Source organism: Mesorhizobium sp. CNPSo 4670 (genome assembly GCF_057784235.1).
Window position 1 is genome coordinate 240,462 of record NZ_JBWJFQ010000006.1, and the last position, 19,665, is coordinate 260,126.

18 protein-coding genes and 1 pseudogene are annotated in these 19,665 nt (G+C 63.8%); 10 read left to right on the forward strand and 9 right to left on the reverse strand.

All coding sequences use genetic code 11. The features are described from left to right. Positions 1-47: 47 nt before the first annotated feature. From AC0ZT5_RS13620 to AC0ZT5_RS13645, 6 genes are all read right to left on the reverse strand, one after another. Positions 48-794 (reverse strand): ferredoxin reductase, encoded by a 747-nt coding sequence (locus AC0ZT5_RS13620; RefSeq protein ID WP_488496849.1) that lies wholly within the window; start codon positions 792-794, stop codon positions 48-50. Further along, positions 791-1,402: a sulfite oxidase-like oxidoreductase gene (locus AC0ZT5_RS13625; protein WP_457151074.1), complete on the reverse strand. Its 612-nt coding sequence runs from the start codon at positions 1,400-1,402 to the stop codon at positions 791-793. The genes AC0ZT5_RS13620 and AC0ZT5_RS13625 overlap by 4 nt, the downstream gene beginning before the upstream one ends. A gap of 149 nt (positions 1,403-1,551) precedes the next feature. Then, positions 1,552-3,075: a DegQ family serine endoprotease gene (locus AC0ZT5_RS13630; RefSeq protein WP_488496850.1), complete on the reverse strand. Its 1,524-nt coding sequence runs from the start codon at positions 3,073-3,075 to the stop codon at positions 1,552-1,554. 257 nt (positions 3,076-3,332) lie between these two features. Next, positions 3,333-4,052: an MBL fold metallo-hydrolase gene (locus AC0ZT5_RS13635; RefSeq protein ID WP_488496851.1), complete on the reverse strand. Its 720-nt coding sequence runs from the start codon at positions 4,050-4,052 to the stop codon at positions 3,333-3,335. Positions 4,053-4,085: 33 nt separating this feature from the next. Next, on the reverse strand, positions 4,086-5,252 hold the full coding sequence (locus AC0ZT5_RS13640) for a diphosphate--fructose-6-phosphate 1-phosphotransferase (protein ID WP_477225130.1): 1,167 nt from the start codon (positions 5,250-5,252) through the stop codon (positions 4,086-4,088). A 186-nt stretch (positions 5,253-5,438) separates the two neighbouring features. Continuing rightward, positions 5,439-6,203 carry a L,D-transpeptidase gene (locus tag AC0ZT5_RS13645; RefSeq protein ID WP_488496852.1) on the reverse strand — a complete coding sequence of 255 codons (765 nt, stop codon included), beginning with the start codon at positions 6,201-6,203 and terminating at the stop codon, positions 5,439-5,441. 240 nt (positions 6,204-6,443) lie between these two features. Here AC0ZT5_RS13645 and AC0ZT5_RS13650 point away from each other — a divergent pair, with 240 nt between their 5' ends. Together AC0ZT5_RS13650 and AC0ZT5_RS13655 are read left to right on the forward strand one after the other, a co-directional pair. Next, positions 6,444-6,566: a hypothetical protein gene (locus AC0ZT5_RS13650; RefSeq protein ID WP_488496853.1), complete on the forward strand. Its 123-nt coding sequence runs from the start codon at positions 6,444-6,446 to the stop codon at positions 6,564-6,566. 95 nt (positions 6,567-6,661) lie between these two features. Further along, entirely contained in the window at positions 6,662-7,285 is a 624-nt protein-coding gene (locus tag AC0ZT5_RS13655; RefSeq protein ID WP_184873129.1) for a LysE family translocator, read from the forward strand. An 84-nt stretch (positions 7,286-7,369) separates the two neighbouring features. Here the strand turns inward: AC0ZT5_RS13655 and AC0ZT5_RS13660 are convergent. Then, a pseudogene (locus tag AC0ZT5_RS13660) lies at positions 7,370-10,226 on the reverse strand (autotransporter family protein). Between the two features lie 226 nt (positions 10,227-10,452). Here AC0ZT5_RS13660 and AC0ZT5_RS13665 point away from each other — a divergent pair. Beyond that, complete coding sequence (locus AC0ZT5_RS13665) at positions 10,453-11,775, forward strand: tetratricopeptide repeat protein (protein WP_488496854.1); 1,323 nt, start codon at positions 10,453-10,455, stop codon at positions 11,773-11,775. A gap of 81 nt (positions 11,776-11,856) precedes the next feature. Then, positions 11,857-13,311: a xylulokinase gene (xylB, locus tag AC0ZT5_RS13670; protein WP_488496855.1), complete on the forward strand. Its 1,455-nt coding sequence runs from the start codon at positions 11,857-11,859 to the stop codon at positions 13,309-13,311. 35 nt (positions 13,312-13,346) lie between these two features. On the opposite strand, the gene AC0ZT5_RS13675 is transcribed toward xylB, so the two are convergent. Next, positions 13,347-13,709 (reverse strand): nuclear transport factor 2 family protein, encoded by a 363-nt coding sequence (locus tag AC0ZT5_RS13675; RefSeq protein ID WP_488496856.1) that lies wholly within the window; start codon positions 13,707-13,709, stop codon positions 13,347-13,349. A gap of 113 nt (positions 13,710-13,822) precedes the next feature. On the opposite strand from AC0ZT5_RS13675, the gene xylA reads away from it, so the two are divergent. The 4 genes from xylA (at position 13,823) to AC0ZT5_RS13695 (ending at position 17,005) form a co-directional block, all read left to right on the forward strand. Next, the gene (xylA, locus tag AC0ZT5_RS13680; RefSeq protein WP_477281472.1) at positions 13,823-15,148 is read left to right on the forward strand and encodes a xylose isomerase; all 1,326 of its coding nucleotides are present in this window, start codon (positions 13,823-13,825) and stop codon (positions 15,146-15,148) included. Between the two features lie 177 nt (positions 15,149-15,325). Then, positions 15,326-15,802, forward strand: a complete 477-nt coding sequence (locus tag AC0ZT5_RS13685) for a GNAT family N-acetyltransferase (protein ID WP_488496857.1) — start codon at positions 15,326-15,328, stop codon at positions 15,800-15,802. 174 nt (positions 15,803-15,976) lie between these two features. After that, positions 15,977-16,180 (forward strand): hypothetical protein, encoded by a 204-nt coding sequence (locus tag AC0ZT5_RS13690; RefSeq protein WP_457151085.1) that lies wholly within the window; start codon positions 15,977-15,979, stop codon positions 16,178-16,180. Positions 16,181-16,240: 60 nt separating this feature from the next. After that, on the forward strand, positions 16,241-17,005 hold the full coding sequence (locus AC0ZT5_RS13695; RefSeq protein WP_488496858.1) for a TIGR01458 family HAD-type hydrolase: 765 nt from the start codon (positions 16,241-16,243) through the stop codon (positions 17,003-17,005). Here AC0ZT5_RS13695 and AC0ZT5_RS13700 read toward each other — a convergent pair. After that, positions 16,983-17,966, reverse strand: coding sequence for a GlxA family transcriptional regulator (locus AC0ZT5_RS13700; RefSeq protein ID WP_477302462.1), 984 nt, complete (start codon positions 17,964-17,966; stop codon positions 16,983-16,985). The two genes, AC0ZT5_RS13695 and AC0ZT5_RS13700, sit on opposite strands and share 23 nt — an antisense overlap. Before the next feature lie 135 nt (positions 17,967-18,101). On the opposite strand from AC0ZT5_RS13700, the gene bcoG reads away from it, so the two are divergent. Both bcoG and AC0ZT5_RS13710 read left to right on the forward strand, forming a co-directional pair. Then, positions 18,102-19,019, forward strand: coding sequence for a 3-dehydrocarnitine:acetyl-CoA trimethylamine transferase BcoG (gene bcoG, locus AC0ZT5_RS13705; protein WP_095084316.1), 918 nt, complete (start codon positions 18,102-18,104; stop codon positions 19,017-19,019). A gap of 21 nt (positions 19,020-19,040) precedes the next feature. Next, positions 19,041-19,664: an HD domain-containing protein gene (locus tag AC0ZT5_RS13710; RefSeq protein ID WP_488496859.1), complete on the forward strand. Its 624-nt coding sequence runs from the start codon at positions 19,041-19,043 to the stop codon at positions 19,662-19,664. The last annotated feature ends 1 nt before the right edge of the window (position 19,665 follow it).

The window sequence follows — 19,665 nt, forward strand, 5'->3', positions numbered from 1 at the left end:
GGCCTCAGAACGACGACTACGAGAAACGCCTCGAAAGGCCGTGTCGTTCAAACCCCGTAGCGCTCGGTGCGGATGATCTCCGCTGCGACGCCTGCATCGATCAGTGCTTGGGCGGCGGCCGAAACGAAGGCGTTGGAGCCGCAGACGAAGGCGATATCAGGCGGTCCGGGCAGGTGCGCCATGGATTGCACCATCATGGCAACGTCCACCCGCCGCGAATAATCGGCTGGACGGCGTGCGGCTTCGCGCGTCAGGGTCAGCACCAGGTCGAAGCCGTCCTTGCGATCGTCGAGGGCAACCAGTTCGTCACGAAAGATCACTTCGTCCCAGACCCGCGCTGAAAAGACCAGGGCGACGGGCACGCTCGAATTGCGCTTGGCGCGATGACGGACCATCGACATCAAAGGCACGACGCCCGAACCACCCCCGACCAGCAAGACCGGTCCGCCATCGTCATCGGGCCAGATGAAATGCCCGCCGAGCGGCCCGCGAAGTTCGACCTCGTCGCCAATTGCTGCGACGTCGTGGAAAAAGGGCGAGACCTCGCCATCGTCGAGTTTTTCGATCGCCAGTTCGATCACCCCGCCGTCTCCGGGCGCGGAGGCAATGGAATAGGAGCGGCGAGCCTGATAGCCGTCGGGCGCCGTCAGCCTGACGTCTACATGCTGACCGGCAAGATAGGTGAAAGGCCGCGATAGCTGGAAAAAGAAGCTGGTGACACGCGGCGTGCGCTTTTCGACACGGACGATCCTGACTGTCTGCCAGGGCGATTGTACTGCCGCTGCGTCGCTCATGGATCGTTCGTGTAGCGCTGCTCGCGCCAAGGGTCGCCATAGATGTGATAGCCGCGCAATTCCCAGAAACCCGGCTCATCGCGCTCGGTGAACTGCAGGCCGTTCAGCCATTTGGCCGATTTCCAGAAATAGAGATGCGGCACCAGCAGCCGCGCCGGGCCGCCATGGTCAGGCGTGATCGGCTTGCCTTCGTAAAGCAGAGCCACCATCGCCTTGCCGGCGGTGAGGTCCTTCGTCGGCACGTTGGTGGAATAGCCGTCGAAGGAATGCGCCAGCGTGAAGGCGGTCGGCGGCTCGATGCCGGCATCGGCGAGGATGTCGTCAACAAGCACGCCTTGCCATGGCGTGTCGAATTTTGTCCATGCGGTCACGCAATGGATGTCGCGCGTCATCTTGGTCAAGGGCAGCGCGTTGAACTCGGCCCAGTTCCATTTCTTGATCGGCCGCGGCCCGTGCTTCAGCGTGAACGACCAGTCCTCGGTGCGCACCCGCGGTGTCGGGCCGGCTGACAAGACCGGAAATCCCTGCTCGAGATATTGCCCGGGCGGGATGCGCGCATCGCCGTCGATCGGCGGGCGCCGTCCTGAAGAAAAACCTCGGGTGACCATCGCGGCAATCCCCCTGCATCAGACCACTATCGACCTTATGCAATGTTCTCGAAGATGCCGTGGCGGGCAACCAAAATCTTGATAGACAGGGATCGGCGGCCCGCGTCGCCGAGCCCGCCGATCGCTGCCTTCATGTCAGCGCCCCTGCGTCAGCCATTGGCAAACGGCACCGCGACATAGATCTGGCTGCCGTCGCGCTCGACCAGCAGAAGCACCGATTTGCGGCCGGACTTGCCGGCCTGGGCGATCGCCTGCGTCACTTGCCTGGCAGTTTTCACCGGCGCCTGATTGACGGCAACGATGATGTCGCCGGGCTGGATGCCCGAGGCCGAGGCCGGCTTGTCGGGATTGACGCTTGCGACCAGGGCGCCATGCTGATTGGCCGCCAGGTTCAACTCCTGGCGGACATCAGGGGTGATGTCCATCAGGCCAAGCCCGATTGCAGGGACGCGCGAGCCCTGCTCGGTACTCGGCGCGCCGGATTCGTCGGGCACGGATGCGGTCTTCACGTCGTCGCCGTTGCGCCCGACATCGACGGAAACATTCATGGCCTTGCCCTTGCGCCAGATATCCAGCGTCTCCCTGGCGCCCGGCGCGACATCGGCGACGGCCCGCGACAGGTCCTTGGGATCCTTCACATCCTGTCCGGCAAAGCTGGTGATGACGTCGCCGGTCTCGACGCCGGCCTTGGCAGCCGGCGAACCTTCATTGACCTGCGAAACCAGCGCGCCGCCAGGATGGTCGAGCCCGATGGCGCTGGCCACATCCGGCGTCACCGGCTGTATCTCGACACCGAGGTAGCCGTACTGGATGGAGCCGTCCTTCATCAGCTTGGCGACCACCTTCTGGGCCTGGTCGGACGGGATGGCGAAGCCGACGCCGACACTGCCGCCATTGGGTGAATAGATCGCCGTGTTGATGCCGACGACATTGCCGCGGACATCGACCAGCGGACCGCCGGAATTGCCGTGATTGATCGGCGCGTCGATCTGGATGAAGTCGTCGAACGGCCCGCTGTGCAGATCGCGGCCGCGCGCCGAGACAATGCCTGCGGTGACCGTGGTGCCGATGCCGAACGGATTGCCGATTGCCAGCACCTGGTCGCCGGTCATCAGCCTGTCGGAATCGCCCCATTTGACGGTCGGCAAGGGCTTGTCGGATTTGATCTTGAGCACGGCGAGATCGTTCTTGGCATCGCGGCCGACGAGCTTGGCGGGAAGCTCAGTGCCATCGTCGAGCGTTACCTTGATGGAAGAGGCGCCATCGACGACGTGATTGTTGGTGACGATGGTGCCATCGGCAGCGACGATGAAGCCCGAACCAAGCGCCTCGGCTCGCGGAGCCTGCTGCGGCGGGGTTTGTGGAGCGGGCATGCCCTGGTCGCCGAAGAACTGACGGAAATATTCGTCGAACGGCGAGTTGCCGAGAGGCATGCCGTCGTCCGTGCTTTCCGGCTGTGCCTTCATGACGGTGGTAACTGTCACCACCGCGGGCTTGTCGGCGGCCACGATGGGGGCGAACGAGCCGTTGGGTGCCGTGATGCCGGCGACAGGTGTCTGGGTTGTCGGAACGGCGTTGCTCGCACTTTGAGCGAAAGAGATGACAAAGGGAGATATGAGTAGCGCAGCGCCCAGCGAGGCCGCGACGCGATGTCTGCGAATGATATCTGACATGGTCGTTTGTCCGGGCGAGAGTTGATCCTGCGCTGTGGCCGCCTCTCTTGGAAACTGGCCATCCCGCGTGTCGAGGGTCGCGATTGCCCGTCTCGCCTTGCATGGCAGCCGACCGGATCGACAGCCCTGCATCTAGGGTGCGGATTGGCCCGATTTAGGGTTTTCGGGCGACCTTACGAAGATTTAATATCCAGACGGCGCCCGGTCACAATGTCGTGGGGTGAGCGGCCAGGCGGTCTTCCCAGCCCACTGGGGCATCAGTCCGCGCCGGTTCGCGCTAGATAGGCCGTTGCAATTTCGTGCATGCGTTTGCCGTCGAAGCTCGGCCCGTGGCCGCCATGGCCGATGCGGATCGGGATGTCGAGCAGGCGCTGCATCGTGCAGCGATAGGCTGTTCGATCGGAGTCCGGCAGGTCGTCGATCAGCGTGTCGTCGTAGATGGCGTCGCCACTGAAGAACAGGCCATCGGCCTCGTCGAGCAGCGCGATCGAATCCGGCGAATGCCCGGGCAGATGCAGCACGCGAAACTGACGATCGCCGAGATCGACCACGTCGCCCTCGTCAAGGGTCCGCGTCAATGGCGCTGATGGGATCCTGTAGTCGGCTGCCTTCCAGCCTGGTGCCGGCAGTTTCGAGACGGCACCTTCGAGGTCGTGGAACATGTAAGCATAGGTCGCGGCGTCATCCATGCTGTCGAACTGCGCCGCACTCATCCTTGGCCCGGCCCGCAACGGGAACTCGTGCAGCGAACCGACATGGTCGAGATGGATATGGGTGGCGACGACCAGCAACGGCTTGCCGTCGGACAACTCGATCTCCGGCGCCAGCGGACAGATGCCCATGCCGGTATCGACCAGCAGGTCGACATCGCGGCCGCGCAGATGCCAGATGTTGGCGCGCACGTAGTCATGCACGAACGGCTCGGTCAGCATCGTCGTCTTCTCGTCGACGATGCTCTTACTGAACCACCCCGGCATCAGGCGTGCGCCCGCATCACGTGTGAGCCTGTATCAGACGAACGGCTTCCCGACCTTGTATTTTTCCGGCACCAGCCGCTTGAGGTAGGCCATGCCGGCCTCGGACAATTGATTGACATCGGGCTTCATGAAATCGTCGGGCATATGGCGGGTCTTGCCGGCGACGTTCTTCAGCGGCACCTTCTTCAGCACCGTTTTGGCGCCGTCATATTGCAGCGCCACCGAGCCGCCGCCCTGTTCGGCGACGCTGACGGCGAAGGCGCCGGCATCGAATGCCTCCTGCGCGTCGACCGCGCTGATGGCGCCGATATAGCCGCGAGGCATGTAGCCGAGCGCATCGACGCGGGCCCGCTTGCCGGGCAGGCCTTCGGCCAGCGCGCGCTCGAGTGCGGCCGGCAGGTCACTGCCGGACAGCTTGACGTTGCCATGCGCGTCGCGCTCGAGCTTCTCCGGCGGTACCAGGCTTTCGACCAGCGCCTTGCCATCGGCGGTGCTGACACCTTCCGACACGGCGACGATACAGCGCTTGTGGCGGTCGAGCGTGGCGCGCACGTCGTCGATGAAGCCGGCCGCCGAGAAGGGCCGTTCCGGCACGTAGACGAGGTGTGGGCCGCTGTCGGGGTCGAGTTGCCAGGCCGCGGCCGCAGCAGTGAGGAAGCCGGCGTGCCGGCCCATCACGATGCCGACATAGATGCCGGGCAGAGCGCGGAAATCGAGGTCGACGGACAGGAAGGCGCCAGCCACGAACTCGGCCGCCGAGATGAAGCCCGGCGTGTGATCGTTCTCCTCGAGATCATTGTCGATGGTTTTCGGCGCATGGACGAAAGCGATCGTGCCGCCGGCGGCGTCGGTCAGGATCTGCTGCGTGCCGGACGTGTCGTTGCCGCCGATGTAGATGAAGGCGTCGGCGCCGGCCTTCTTCAGCCCGTTGAGGATGACCTCGCAATAGGCGGCGTCCGGCTTGTCGCGCGTCGAGCCAAGGGCCGCACTTGGCGTTCCGGCGATCAGCCGCAGCCGGTCCTCGGGGATGGCGGAGAGGTCGACATAGTTGCCGTCACGAATGCCGCGCACGCCGTGGATGGAGCCCAGCACCTTGGCACCGGGATGCCGCTTGCGGATCTCCAGCGTCGCCCCGACCACTGTCTGGTTGATGACGGCGGTCGGGCCGCCGCCTTGTGCGATAACGAAAGTTCCGGCCATTCCTGACGTCTCCCGAGCGATGAATTCGCAGGCACATTCGCCTGTCTTTCGCCATCGCGCAACGGGAGAACCAGAGCATGATCCCGAAAAGCACGCCCTGGGCTCAACCCGAGGGTGGGTGCCGGCTTTCGCCAGAGATCATGCTCGAACAATAAGGAGAAGCGGCCGCGCCGGCGGCCGGCAGGGTCACATGACGACGACCGGATTTTTCTTGGTGACGCGGCTGTAGAGGTCGATGATGTCCTGGTTGATCAGGCGCACGCAGCCCGACGACATCGCCTGGCCGATGCTCCACCATTCGGGCGAACCGTGGATGCGATAGCCGGTGTCCTTGCCGTCCTGATAGATATAGAGCGCCCGGGCGCCAAGCGGGTTGGTGAGGCCTCCGGGCTGGCCGGCCTGCCATTTCACCAGTTCCGGTTTGCGGGCGATCATTTCGGGCGGCGGCGTCCAGGTCGGCCATTCCCGGCCGTACTGGATGTTGGCGCGGCCAGACCAGCGGAAGCCGTCCTTACCAATGCCGACGCCGTAGCGGATGGCATCACCGCCCGGCTGGACGAGATAGAGCATGCGCTCCTGCAGATGGACGACGATGGTGCCGGGCGCCTCGCCGGTCGTGTCGACGACGATCTGGCGGCGGAACTCCGGCTTGACCTTCAGATAGGGCACTTCCGGCACGTTGAAGCCGCCATCGGTCAGCCCGGCATACATCAGGTCGGGGCTGGTGATGTGCTTGTCAACGCTGATGCTCGGCCGGATCGGCACTGAGTTGGTGACCGTGTCGTCGAGATCCAGCACCGGAAGACCGCCGCCCGAGGTCGAGCAGCCGGCAGCGCTGAGCAAAGCCAGCGCCCCTGCGCCGGACAGGATGGCGCGACGGGAAAGATGATGATCGGTTTCGATTGCGTCGCCGTTTCGCGGCGGCGTCAGACCTTGCGGCAACTCACGCATATACCCAAACCCTACGCTGTCGGCGGGAAGCACGGTCCGGCCGGATAGAACTCATCTTCATCATTCATGGTTGATAAAGCGTGAAGGCCTTGCATTGCCTGCGTTTGCGCGTCGCCTTGCTGGCGTTCGAGCCGCCGCCCGACCGTCGACCGAAGGGCTGCTGCACGAAAAGGCCTCCATCGGGTCATATTCCCGGCGCCGGCGCTTCCTACCCCAGCAGGCGGCTACCGAGGGGGATCCATGTGCAAGACCTTAAAAACCGACATCAAGCTTTTTGCCGCGGCCATTGCCGCAGCAGCAATCGTTCTCGGTGCCAATGTCCGCCTGGCCGATATCGTGAGCACGCTGAGCGGCGCGAACTGACACCGACCTGCCGTTGGCGAAATTAGGGAAATCGCCCTTTACATTCTCCCGTCGCCAAGGATTTATCCTCTTCTTTACGCTCAAAGGAGACGAGCATGTCCTTCGAAAACTGGGCCGCCTTCGCTGCCGCCTCGACGATCCTTCTCATCATTCCAGGTCCGACCATCCTTCTGGTCGTGTCCTACGCGCTGGGCCAAGGCTGGCGTACCGCTCTGCCGATGGCGGTCGGCGTGGCGCTCGGCGACTTCACCGCGATGACGCTGTCGATGCTGGGCATCGGCGCATTGCTGGCCGCTTCGGCGACCGTCTTCACCGTCCTGAAGCTGATCGGCGCCGGCTATCTGATCTATCTCGGCGTGAAACTGTTTCGCGCCGGCGGCGCGCTGAAAGCCGAACCGCGCACCGACGTGGTGTCCTCGGCCAAGATGATGGCGCATGCCTGGCTGGTCACCGCGCTTAACCCCAAAAGCATCACCTTCTTCGTCGCCTTCCTGCCGCAGTTCCTCGACCGGCATGCCGATTTCTGGACGCAGATGCTGATCTTCGAGACGACCTTCCTGGCGCTCGCCTTCGCCAATGCCTTCGGCTATGCGCTGATCGCGGCGCGCGCGCGCAACGTCGTGCGCAATCCCAAGGCGATCCGTATCTTCAACCGTACCGGCGGCACGCTGCTGGTCGGCGCCGGCATCGCCACGGTGGCGATGCGTTCGGGCAATTAGAAGCAATTCCAGGAAAAGTTGTCCGGAATTGCTCTCTCTTTTTGACCAAGGTCCCGAACGACAGTTTCGGGGCCTTTGTCAGCGTCACCATTTGACGCTGAAACCGAGATTGCCCTCGAGGATGCGGCGCTTGTCGCCACCGAGATTGGTGGTGTAGTCGCCGCTGGCGAAGATGCTGACCTTGTCCGTCACCTTGGCGACGACACCACCGCCGAATTCGAAGAAGGTTGATTTGCCCTCGGTCGAGATGTCGTTGGTGTCGAAATTGACATGGCTGGTGCCGCCGAAATCGTGCCAGATATTGGCATTAAGGTAGGGCTGCAACGCCATGCCGTTGACAGCGGTCTCGCCCTGCAGCCGCACGCCCAGCCTGCCGGTTACGTTGTCGTCGGGATCGAACGAAACCGACGAGGTCTTTGGTGTCGTCGAGCGACAGATGCTGCCAGGCCAGTTGCGCCTGCGGTTCAAGCGTCCAGCCTTGCGCCAGCGCAATGGGATAGCCACCCTCCAGCGAGGCGGTGACGCCGGTGCCGTCGATGTCGATGCCGACGTCGCGGGACGATGTTGCGTTGCCGCCGAAGAAGGTGGCCATGACGACGCCGTCCAGATACCAGCCGCCCTGGCCGATACGGGTCCAGTAGCCGCCGACACTTGTGCCGTCGAGATCCATGCTGCCGACGGACAGATTGTTCCATCCCAGCGCCTGGCCGCGCACGTCGCCCTTCATGCTGGCATAGGCAACGAACAGGCCAGCGCGGTCGATCTGGCCTGACGCGGTCTCGCGGCCGAACAGGTCGAAACCCGCCTGGAAGCCGAACAGGGTGCCGTCGAAGGATGGCGACACCGTTCCCGACCAGCCCATCTTGGTGTCTTGGCCGAAAACGCGGCCCCAGACCGGCGACAGCTCCGCATTCGACAACAGGCTCTGCTCGCCACGCCGTTCATGGAAGGTGCCGAGCGTCGTCATCGCCAGATGCTCGGCCACCGGCGGCAAGGCCGAATAGACCGGAACCTCGACACGATAGAGCGGGATCGCGGCGGCTTGCACCGCGCTCGCTCCAGGTGTCGGTGGCGCCGGCTGCGCAGGCGCCGGGCCAGGCAGCGTCGGCACTGGAAGCGCGGGGGCTGCCGTTGGCACCACGGGTGGGGGCGGTGGTGGGTCCGCCGGCGGCGCCGGTGGCGGCGGTGGCGGCGGCGTGGGTGCAGGATCGCTGGCCTGCACAGGCGGCGTCGGATCGACCGGCGGGGTGTTGATGTTGCCCTCGGTCGGCGGTGGCGTCGGGGGCAACTCCAAGGGTGGCGGTGGCGGCGGTTCGACGGCGGGCGGTTCGGGTTCCGGCGGCGGCGTGGGATCGACCCCAGGTTCGACCGCCGCTGGTGCCGGTGCCGGTGGGGTCGGCGTTGTCACCGTCGAGCGCAGATACCAGTTCTCTTCGCTGCCGGCGCTGACGCCGCCCTTGAACAGATAATATTCGAAGGCGCCGGCCGCGACCTGGGTATCGAGGGCAAAGGCGGTGGCGCCTGAGGTGGCGCCGTTGACGGCCTGGACGACCATAATGCCGTCCTGCGTGGTCTCCGCGCCGGCGCCGCCGAGATTGAATACCGCGATGCCGGTCGCGCCGGACGCCGTCCCGCCCGACAGCACCAGCCTGTCCGATACGGAGGAATCATCGCCAAGCTCGGTCTGGATGAGCAGCAGGCCACCCACGCCGGTGTAGTTGCCGGAGATCGTCAGACGATCGGTCGCGCCGGTGCCGCCGTTGGTCAGGTCAATGCGTCCGGCATTGGTGACCTGCGCCAACTGGCCCGCGGTAAAGGCCTGGATCGAGGCGTTGAAGCCGCCGCCGCCAAACAGGGTGCTCGACGCGTCGACGTTGAGCGCGCCGGTGCCGGTGCCGCTGTCGCCAAGCACCAGCTTGCCGTCCAGCGTCAGTTCGGTATCGTCGGTGGCGCCGATGCTTTCCCAGTTCTGGAGCCGGCTGATCCCATCCAGCTTGACGTTGTCGAGGGTCAGTGCGTCGGTGCCGAGGCCACCGCTTATTGCATCCGTGGCGCCGAGATTGGCGTTGGTGAGGTTGCCCAGCCTGGCGGTGTCGTTGTCGCCGCCGAGGTCGACGGTGCCGTAGATGATGCCGCCACCGTTCCAGACGAAGCTGTCGGCGCCAAAGCTCATCAGGACATCGCCGCCGACCGTGCCGCCGGTGACCGTGACGCTGTCATTGCCGCCGCTGACGCTGATGTTGCCGCCGATGATGCCGCCCGACAGGATAACCGTGTCCTGGTCGAAGCCGGTCACAAGATTGCGGTCGATGGTGCCGCCCGACATGTTGAAATAGTTCTTGTCGAGTTTCATGTTGACGCGGCCGATGCGGCCACCGGTCATGACAGCACGGTCACCATCGTCGAAGAAATCAACGATACGTCCACCCGTCATCGTGAAGGTGTCGAGGCCGTCGCCCTGGTTGAGCGAGCCGATCTGGCCGCCGCTCATGTTGAAGTCGTCGATGCCGGCGCCTTGCTGGACATTGCCGGCGACGGTGCCGGCGCCGACGGTGAAGAAATCAGTGCCGCCGCCCTGATCGACAGTGCCAGTGATGGTGCCGGACTGCATGTCGATGCGATCCGTGCCGACGCCAAAGGTGACATTGCCCGATATTTGCCCGGTGCCGCCGGCGGGAAAACTGAGCGTGTTGTCGCCGCCATTGTCGGTGAGGCTGCCGCCTGAATCCCCACTGTCGCAAGTGAAGGTGTCGTTTCCGGGGGTCGGCGCCAGCACGCACGCGGCGAAGGCTCCCGAATTGGGCAGCAACGCCAGCGCTATAGTTGCAAGAACTCTAATAAACCATGGATGAATGTGGCGCTGCCTTCGCCGTTGAAAAGCAATCGGGTCGCCCCGCCCTTCCAAACGGCTGTTCGGAAGCTTAATTTCAAAATGCTGCATCGCGCCCCCTCTCAGATCGCGATTTCAAGCCCTCCACCCGCGCCGCAATGAAGCCACAATTCGTTCGCTTTTACAAAGCCTAATCTGTGACTCGTGTTTGATAAACTGCAAAATCCACTAGAATAGTTCCGGCGCGGCGCGTGGTTGGCGAGTCTGTGGCCCATGCTTTAGGATCGCCTTGGGCCGAAGGTTCGACGCTCATCGCAAGCCGATCAAAGGACATTGCATGGCCATCAGGGACGCATTGGATCTAACACTTTCGGGCGCAACGGAGGCGGGGTTCACGCCCTACAGCCAGGCCGTGCGTGAACTGCTGTGCTTCATCGGCGATCCCGTCGCCTCCATCGACCGTGCCATATCGGCGGATCCCGGTTTCGTCATGGCGCATGTCTTCAAGGGCTATCTCTTCGGCCTCGCCACCGAGCGCGACGCGACGGCGGTAGCCAGGGCTTGCCACCAGGCGGCGCTGCCGCTCGCCGCGACGACGCGCGAAGAGGCGCATGTCTTGGCCCTCGGCCACCTCGCCAACGGGCGCTGGCACGACGCCGCCAGGATTCTCGAGGATATCGCCATCGAGACCCCGCTCGACGCGCTGGCGCTGCAGGTCGGGCACCAGATCGACTTCTTCACAGGCAATGCGCGCATGTTGCGTGACCGCATCGCCCGCGCTTTGCCGTCCTGGCGGAGCGATATGCCCGGTTATCATGGCATTCTCGGCATGCAGGCCTTCGGGCTGGAGGAAATGGGCGACTACACCAGGGCCGAAAAGCTTGGCCGCGCGGCGGTCGAGATCGAGCCGCGCGACGGCTGGGCGCAGCATGCGGTCGCGCATGTCATGGAAATGCAAAGCCGGCAAAGGGACGGCATCGCCTGGATGCGCGCCAATCCCGAGGCCTGGACAAGGGAGAGCTTCCTGCAGGTGCACAATTGGTGGCACCTGGCGCTGTTCCACTACGATCTCGGTGAGACCGACCAGGTGCTGGCGCTCTATGATGGACCGATCTATGGCACGCCATCGGCCATGGCGCTGAACATGGTCGATGCGTCGGCGATCCTGTGGCGGCTGCATCTCGGCGGCATCGATGTCGGTGACCGCTGGACGGCGCTCGCCGCCAATTGGCCCAAGGCCGGGGCCGGCGATTATGCCTTCAACGATGCGCATGCGATGATGGCCTTCGTTGGCGCCGGGCTCGACACCCCGGCGCGGACCTTGCTCGAGGCGCAGCGCGAGGCGATGGATGGCAGCGGCGACAACGTCGCCTTCACGCGGGATGTCGGCCATCCGCTGACGCTGGCAATCAAGGCATTCGGCGAGGCCAACTACACCGAGACCGTGCAGCTGATACGGCCGATCCGGGCGATCGCCAACCGCTTCGGCGGCAGCCACGCACAGCGCGACGTCATCGACCTGACGCTGATCGAAGCGGCATTGCGGGCCGGCGACGGCGCGCTCGCCAGGGCGCTCACGGCCGAGCGTTCGATGGCGCGGCCGGATAGTCCGCTTTCAGTGCTGCTTGCGCGGCGCGCCGCCGATTTGTCAGAGAATTGACCCGAAGCGGATCTTGTCTTAAAAACTGGCCAAGCCAGATTTTTTCGAGATCCGAAAAAATTAATGGCATGGGAGGAAATCATGTATCTCGGCCTCGATCTCGGGACATCGGGCGTCAAGGCGCTGCTGATCGATGCCGGGCAGACTGTCATCGGCTCCGGTCATGCATCGCTCGACGTATCGCGGCCGCATCCGGGCTGGTCGGAACAGGATCCGTCTCACTGGATACGCGCCTGCGAAGAAGCAATTGCCGAACTGAAGGCTTCCCACCCAAGCCAGCTCGCCGCGGTGAAGGGCATCGGCCTGTCGGGACAGATGCATGGCGCGACGTTGCTCGATTCCGCCGACGAGGTGCTGCGGCCCTGCATCCTGTGGAACGACACGCGCAGCCATGCCGAGGCGGCGGCGCTGGACGCGGACCCACGCTTTCGCCAGCTGACCGGCAACATCGTCTTTCCCGGCTTCACCGCGCCGAAACTTGCCTGGGTGAAGAACAACGAGCCCGCGGTCTTCGCCAAGGTCGCCAAAGTGCTGCTGCCCAAGGATTTCCTGCGGCTCTGGCTTTCAGGCGAACACATTTCGGAAATGTCGGATTCGGCCGGCACTTCCTGGCTCGATGTCGGCAGGCGGCACTGGAGTGCTGACCTGCTCGCGGCGACATCGCTCGACGAGAAGCAGATGCCGTCGCTGGTCGAGGGTACTGAGAAGGCCGGGGCATTGCGCAGCGAATTGGCTTCGAGATGGGGCATGCAGGCGGGCATACCGATTGCCGGCGGCGCCGGCGACAACGCGGCTTCGGCATGTGGCATGGGCACGGTCGGTCCAGGCCACGCCTTTGTCTCGCTCGGCACATCGGGTGTGCTGTTTGCCGCCAATGCTTCCTATCTGCCCAACCCGGCAAGCGCCGTCCACACCTTCTGCCATGCGCTGCCGAACACCTGGCATCAGATGGGCGTCATCCTGTCGGCGACCGATTCGCTGAACTGGCTGGCGGAGATCACGGGCAAAGGCGCAGGCGAACTGACCGCCGAACTCGGCGATACGCTGAAGGCGCCGAGCGGCGTGTCCTTCCTGCCCTATCTGTCGGGCGAGCGCACGCCCTACAATGATGCTGCCATCCGCGGCGCGTTCAGCGGACTGGCGCATGAATCGAGCCGCGCGGTGCTGACGCAGGCCGTGCTCGAGGGCGTTGCCTTTGCCTTCCGTGACAGCCTCGAAGCCTTGGCTACAGCCGGCACCACCTTGACGCGGGTGACGGCGATCGGCGGCGGTTCGCGCTCGCGCTATTGGCTGAAATCGATCGCAACCGCGCTTGGCCTGCCTGTCGACATTCCCGCCGATGGCGATTTCGGCGCCGCTTTCGGTGCGGCGCGGCTTGGCCTGATCGCTGCGACAGGTGCCGATCCGCTCAGCATCTGCACCGCACCCAGGACGGATGCCACGATCGAACCGGATGCGGCACTCGGCGGCGTCTATGCCGATGCCTATGAACGCTACCGGGCGCTGTACCCGGCGATTAAGGTCGCCACGGAGTGAGTGCGTTCTCGCCCACGCCGCGGCCCGTCAGGACGTTATTGCGCCGGCACCTTGTCGAGAAAGCCGGTGACGCTCTTCAGGCGGCCGTTCTCGATGACGCCGATATCGGTGCCTTCGATGACGGAAGGAGTGCCCTCCGGGCCGAGATTCCACGAAAAGCGGATCTTGTCGGCAAAACCGTCCGGCGTGCCCTTCAGCGAGAACCGGAAGCCGGCAAAGCGCTGCTGCACGCCGTCGATCAGCGCCGCGACACCCGCATGGCCGTCGCCCTGCATCAGCGGATCGCGATAGCTGACGTCCTCGGTGAAGGTCGCCTTGAGCAAGGCTGTCCGGCGGTCCGCGTCGCTTTCGTTCCAGGCGCTGATGTAGCCTTCGGCGATCTTGATGAGGTCGGTCATGGTCTGTCTCCTTCGTTTGACGGTTTTGACATGAGCCTTTTCGACCAGCGGAAGAACGAAACCAATTACGCCTGAGGTAATCAGCGCGAACTATTCGAGAGAGGACAAAGATCATGAGCAGCGGATTTTTCGGCGACATCAAACAGATCAAGTATGAAGGGCCGGATTCGACAAATCCGCTGGCCTACCGGTTCTACAATCCCGACGAGGTGGTGGCCGGCAAGCGGCTGGAAGACCATCTGCGCTTCGCCGTCGCCTACTGGCATTCCTTCGCCTGGCCCGGCGGCGACCCGTTCGGTGGCCAGACCTTCGACCGTCCGTGGTTCCCGAAAGCGGGTGGCGTCGACACGATGGAACTGGCGAAGCTCAAGGCCGATGTCGCCTTCGAAATGTTCTCGCTGCTCGGCGCGCCCTATTTCTGCTTCCACGACGCCGACGTGCGGCCGGAGGGCAAGGACTTTTCCGAAAGTGCTGCCCGCCTCGACGAGATCGCGGACTATTTCGCCACCAAGATGAAGCAGACCGGCGTCAAGCTCTTGTGGGGCACGGCGAACCTGTTCTCCAATCGCCGCTTCATGTCGGGCGCCGCCACCAATCCCGATCCGGATGTGTTTGCCTATGCGGCGGCGACGGTGAAAAGCTGCATCGACGTCACCAAGCGGCTGAAGGGCGAGAATTACGTGCTGTGGGGCGGCCGCGAGGGCTATGAGACACTGCTCAACACCGACCTTGCCCGCGAGCAGGAACAGGCCGGCCGCTTCCTCAGCCTGGTCGTCGACTACAAGCACAAGATAGGCTTCAAGGGCACGATCCTGATCGAGCCGAAGCCGCAGGAGCCGACCAAGCACCAGTACGACTATGATGTCGCGACGGTCTATGGCTTCCTCAAGCGCTTCGGGCTGGAGAAGGAGGTCAAGGTCAACATCGAGCAGGGCCACGCCATCCTGGCTGGCCATTCCTTCGAGCACGAGCTGGCGCTGGCCAATGCGCTCGGTATTTTCGGTTCGATCGACATGAACCGCAACGACTACCAGTCGGGCTGGGATACCGACCAGTTCCCCAACAACGTGCCGGAAATGGCGCTGGCCTATTACCAGGTCCTGCAGGCCGGCGGCTTCAAGACCGGCGGCACCAATTTCGACGCCAAGCTGCGGCGCCAGTCGCTCGACCCCCAGGATCTGCTGATCGGCCACATCGGCGGCATGGATTCGTGCGCGCGCGGCCTGAAAGCCGCGGCTCGCATGGTCGAGGACAAGGCGCTGTCGGCGCCGCTGGCAGAGCGCTACGCCGGCTGGAACACGGCCGAGGGTAAGGCGATGCTGTCGGGCAAGCGCACACTGGAAGAGATCGCCGAGCGCGTCGTCAAGAAGAAGATTGAGCCGCAGCCAAGGTCCGGCCGCCAGGAACTGCTGGAAAACATCGTCAACCGGTACGTGTGAAGCCTGATCTCTGGACCGACATCCACCACCTCTGGCTGAAAGCAGCCGTGGTCGCCTTCTGCTAGTCAGCCCATTTCGCGTGGGCCGCGAGAGATCGCACGGATCTTTGTTGGCCTGTGCGAGTTCAAAGTGCCGCGCCCGCCGAAAAGGCGACGCGGCGGCTGGCAGGAGGAGGAAATGGCAGAGGATCGAATCATCGTGCGCCGGGCGCAGGCAAGCGATATCCCGGCGCTGAAGCAGGTGCTGCAGGAAACATTCGAAGGCACCTGGCTGCCGAACATCACCGAGAAATCGGCGCAGCGCTACGTCGAATCGGATATTGGCGGGCGCTATGTCGACCAGAGCTGGCCGGAATTTGCCGTTGCCGAGATCGATGGCAACGTTGCCGGCCTGATCCATTGGCGCGCGGACTTCATCGAGGCCCTGCACGTCATGGCGTCGCGCCAAGGCCAAGGCGTTGGCCGTAAGCTGCTTTCCCATGCCGAACAGGCGATCGCTGCCGCCGGATTTGCGCAGGCGCGGCTGGAAACCGACACGTTCAACCTGCGCAGCCAGACGCTCTACAAAGCGGTCGGCTATGCCGAGAAAGATCGCTACCCCGACGACGAATGGGACAGTGGCTTCACCACCGTGCTGTTCGAGAAGCGGCTGTAGAAGTCTCCGACCTGGCCTAACCAGACGCAGGAACGGCTTTGCGCAAGGCTGGCTCCGACGGCACGGTTTGGCCCTTTCCCGCCCTTCAATGACCTCGCTCTTGCCTTCAAACTGCCGTCACGTATCTCGTATAAGACTGGCTCGTGGCGGGAAGGAAGAAGGAGGCGAACCGATATGCAGAACGAACGTGAAATCGACGCCCTGCTCTCACCTGGCGAGGCCGGATCGATCATCGACCGGCTGATGGCAATGCCGCATCCGAAAGACGGCACGCAGCGCACAAACGAATGGGATCGCGCGGTTGCAGCGCGACTTGAAACGGTGCTGGCCAAGAGCATGCGCTCGCGCATTGTCCACGAAAACCGCGATGTCGCTTGAAGGTCCCTGTGGTTTGACGAACGAAGCCTGTTTCGTCATCCTTCACCGATGGTACGCGCGGTGCTTCTGGACCTTTTGGGTGTCGTCTACAATGGCGACACCCCGATAGCGGGCGCTGTCTCGGCAATCGATCGCCTGCGCAATGCGGGCTTGCCGCTCCGCTTTGTCAGCAACACTACTCGCTCACCACACAAGGCAATCATCGCGCAACTTACGGCTTTCGGCGTCGAGGTTGGACAAGCGGAATTACTGACGCCAGCGCGTGCCGCCGTCGAATGGCTGCGCAGGCACGGCCTCACACCGCATCTGCTCGTCCATCCCAACCTGGAGCCTGAGTTTTCCGGACTGGACGGTGCAAATGGTCGGGCCGTCATCGTCGGAGATGCAGGCGAAGCCTTCGATCATGCCAGGCTCAACCGGGCGTTCCGCGAACTGGTGGCCGGCGCCGATTTTGTGGCGCTCGCCACCAATCGCACCTTCAAGGATGCAGACGGTCTGCTCAGCCTCGACACGGGCGCCTTCGTTGCCGCCCTCGAATTCGCCAGTGGCCGAAGCCCTGTCGTGCTCGGCAAGCCGTCACCGGATTTCTTTCTTTCGGCGCTTGCCAGTATGAACTGCTCGGCCGCCGATGCGGTCATGGTCGGCGACGATGCCGAGAGCGATGTCGCCGGCGCGCTGCGCGCCGGGCTTGGTGCGGCGCTGCTTGTGCGGACAGGCAAGTATCGCCCAAACGACGAAACACGTTTCAATCCGGCGCCCACGGCTGTTGTAGATGACCTCGCCGCCGCGACCGACTGGATACTCACCAACCGCGCCGTACTCTGACTGGCGCCTCGCCAAAAGCTCTCGAAAACGCTCTGGAAAACGCCGCGGCCGACGAAAATCCGGTCCGCCCGGCAATATCGGCCATCGCCACCCGGGTGTCGACCACCAGCCGGCGGGCCGCCCCCAGCCTAAGCCTGAGATAGTAGGCACCCGGCGTCTCGCCGATCGACTTGCGGAAAATGCTTTCCAGGGTTCGTGCCGTCACTCCGGCGCGTTTTGCCACCGCTTCTATAGTCAGCGGCTGGTCGACATGCGATTCCATCAATCGGATGGCTTGCGCCAGCCGTGGATCGTAGCCATCGAGCCGACCGAGCGAGACCAACGGCTGGGCATCGGTGGCCGCGCGTGCCTGGTCGTAGATAAAAACGCTGGCGACATCGAGCGCCACCGCCATGCCAAGGCGCGTGCGAATGAGATGCAGCATCAGGTCGAAGGTCGGCGACGCGCCGCCCGAGGTGAAGACCGGTCCGTCGATGACATAGCGGTCCGGGCGGACATCGACGCCGGGAAAGGCCGACGAAAAATCCTCCATGTCCTCCCAGTGGGTGGTGGCACTGCGCCCTTCCAGCAGGCCGGCGCGCGCCACCAGCCAGGTGCCGGCCTCGACGCCGCCGCAGGCCCGCGCTGCCCGTGCCGCCCGTCGCAAGCCTGAAAGCAGAGCCGACGTTGCGTAGTTCTGGGTGCCGAAGCCGGCGACGACGACAAGGACGTCGGTTGGATCGGCCGCGTCGAAGCGGCCACTGACCGCCACCGGCAGGCCGCACGTGGTGACTGGAGCCTCGCCAGTCACCGAGACCAGCTTGAAATCGAAGAGGGTCTCGCCGGAGATGCGGTTGGCGGCGCGCAAGGGATCGACAGCCGACGCGACGCACATGATCGACGAGCCGGAAAACACCAGCAGCGTCACCTTGAGCGGCAGGCGCTCGGCGCGAAAGATGTCAGGTTTTTCGCTTTTTATCATATGTCCTTCGTAAAAGGCAAAACAGTTTCCGGCAAGTCAGGCAATGTTGGTTGGTTCTTATGCATGTCGGTGTCCCAAGACCGGTTGCCACTTTTGGGCGGCATGCATGGTTGTTTCGATTGGGAGGAGAATTCGATGCCGCTCGCGATGAACCGTGAGGTCTTCATTACCTGTGCCGTGACCGGGTCCGGTGGCTCGCAGGACCGCAGCCCGCATGTGCCGCGCTCGCCCAAGCAGATCGCCGATTCGGCCATCGACGCGGCCAAGGCGGGTGCCGCGATCGTGCATTGCCATGTGCGCGACCCCGAAACAGGCAAACCTCGTCGCGACGTGCATCTCTACCGCGAAGTGACCGAGCGCATCCGCGCGGCAAACGTCGACGTCATCCTGAACCTGACCGCCGGCATGGGCGGCGACATGGTGTTCGGTTCGCCCGAAGCACCGCTGCCTTTGAATGAAAAAGGCACCGACATGGGCGGCGCCACCAACCGCATGGAACATGTGCGCCAGTGCCTGCCGGAAATCTGTACGCTCGACTGCGGCACCATGAATTTCGCCGAGGCCGACTATGTCATGACCAACACGCCCGGCATGCTGCGCGCCATGGGCGGCATGATGACGGCGCTCGGCGTCAAGCCGGAGATCGAGGCCTTCGACACCGGCCACCTGTGGTTCGCGAAGCAGTTGGTCGAAGAGAAAGTTCTCAACCCGGATGCCCTGGTGCAGCTCTGCATGGGCGTTCCGTGGGGTGCGCCTGACGACCTCAACACCTTCATGGCCATGGTCAACAATGTGCCGTCGACCTGGAACTGGTCGGCCTTTGCCATCGGCCGCAACCAGATGGCCTATGCAGCTGCAGCAGTGCTTGCCGGCGGCAATGTCCGCGTCGGGCTGGAAGACAATCTCTGGCTCGACAAGGGCGTGCTGGCAACCAATGCACAGCTGGTAGAGCGTGCCGCCAGCATCGTCACCAATCTGGGCGCCAGGATTCTCGGGCCCGAGGAAGTGCGCAAGAAGCTGAACCTGACCAAGCGGGCGCCGATAGCGGCATAACTCAATCGCTGGGAGGTCGGCATGACTACCGTCAAGTTCACGGCGATGAAGGATGGCGACAGGCAAGACTACGAGTTCCTAAACGCGCATGAGATCGACTATGCGGCGAAGACCGGCGAGCGGCTGCTCGACGCGCTGGTCCAGCTCGATGAAGGCCTGTCGGGCTACAAGATCACCCGGCTCGGCCATTCGCTGCAGGCGGCGACGCGCGCCTGGCGCGACGGCGCCGACACCGACTGGATCGCCTGCGCGCTGCTGCACGACATCGGCGACATCTACGCACCCTACAATCACGATGAATACGCCGCTTCGATCCTGAAACCCTTCGTGCGCGAGCAATGCACATGGGTAGTGGAGAAGCATGGCGACTTCCAGCGGCTCTACTATGCCCATCATCTTGGCGGCGACCGCCACGCCCGCGACCGCTTCGCCGGCCACGCCTATTTCGACGATTGCGATCAGTTTTGCGAACGCTGGGACCAGTCGAGTTTCGACCCCGACTATGAGACGCTGCCGATCGAATTCTTCCGACCGTTCGTGCTCGAAGTCTTTGCCCGCGAGGCCTATGACCCGTCCGTGATCCGCGCCGGCGAGCGCGTGCCTCTCCTCGATCCCGAAACTGCCACCAAGAGAACCGGAGCCTAAG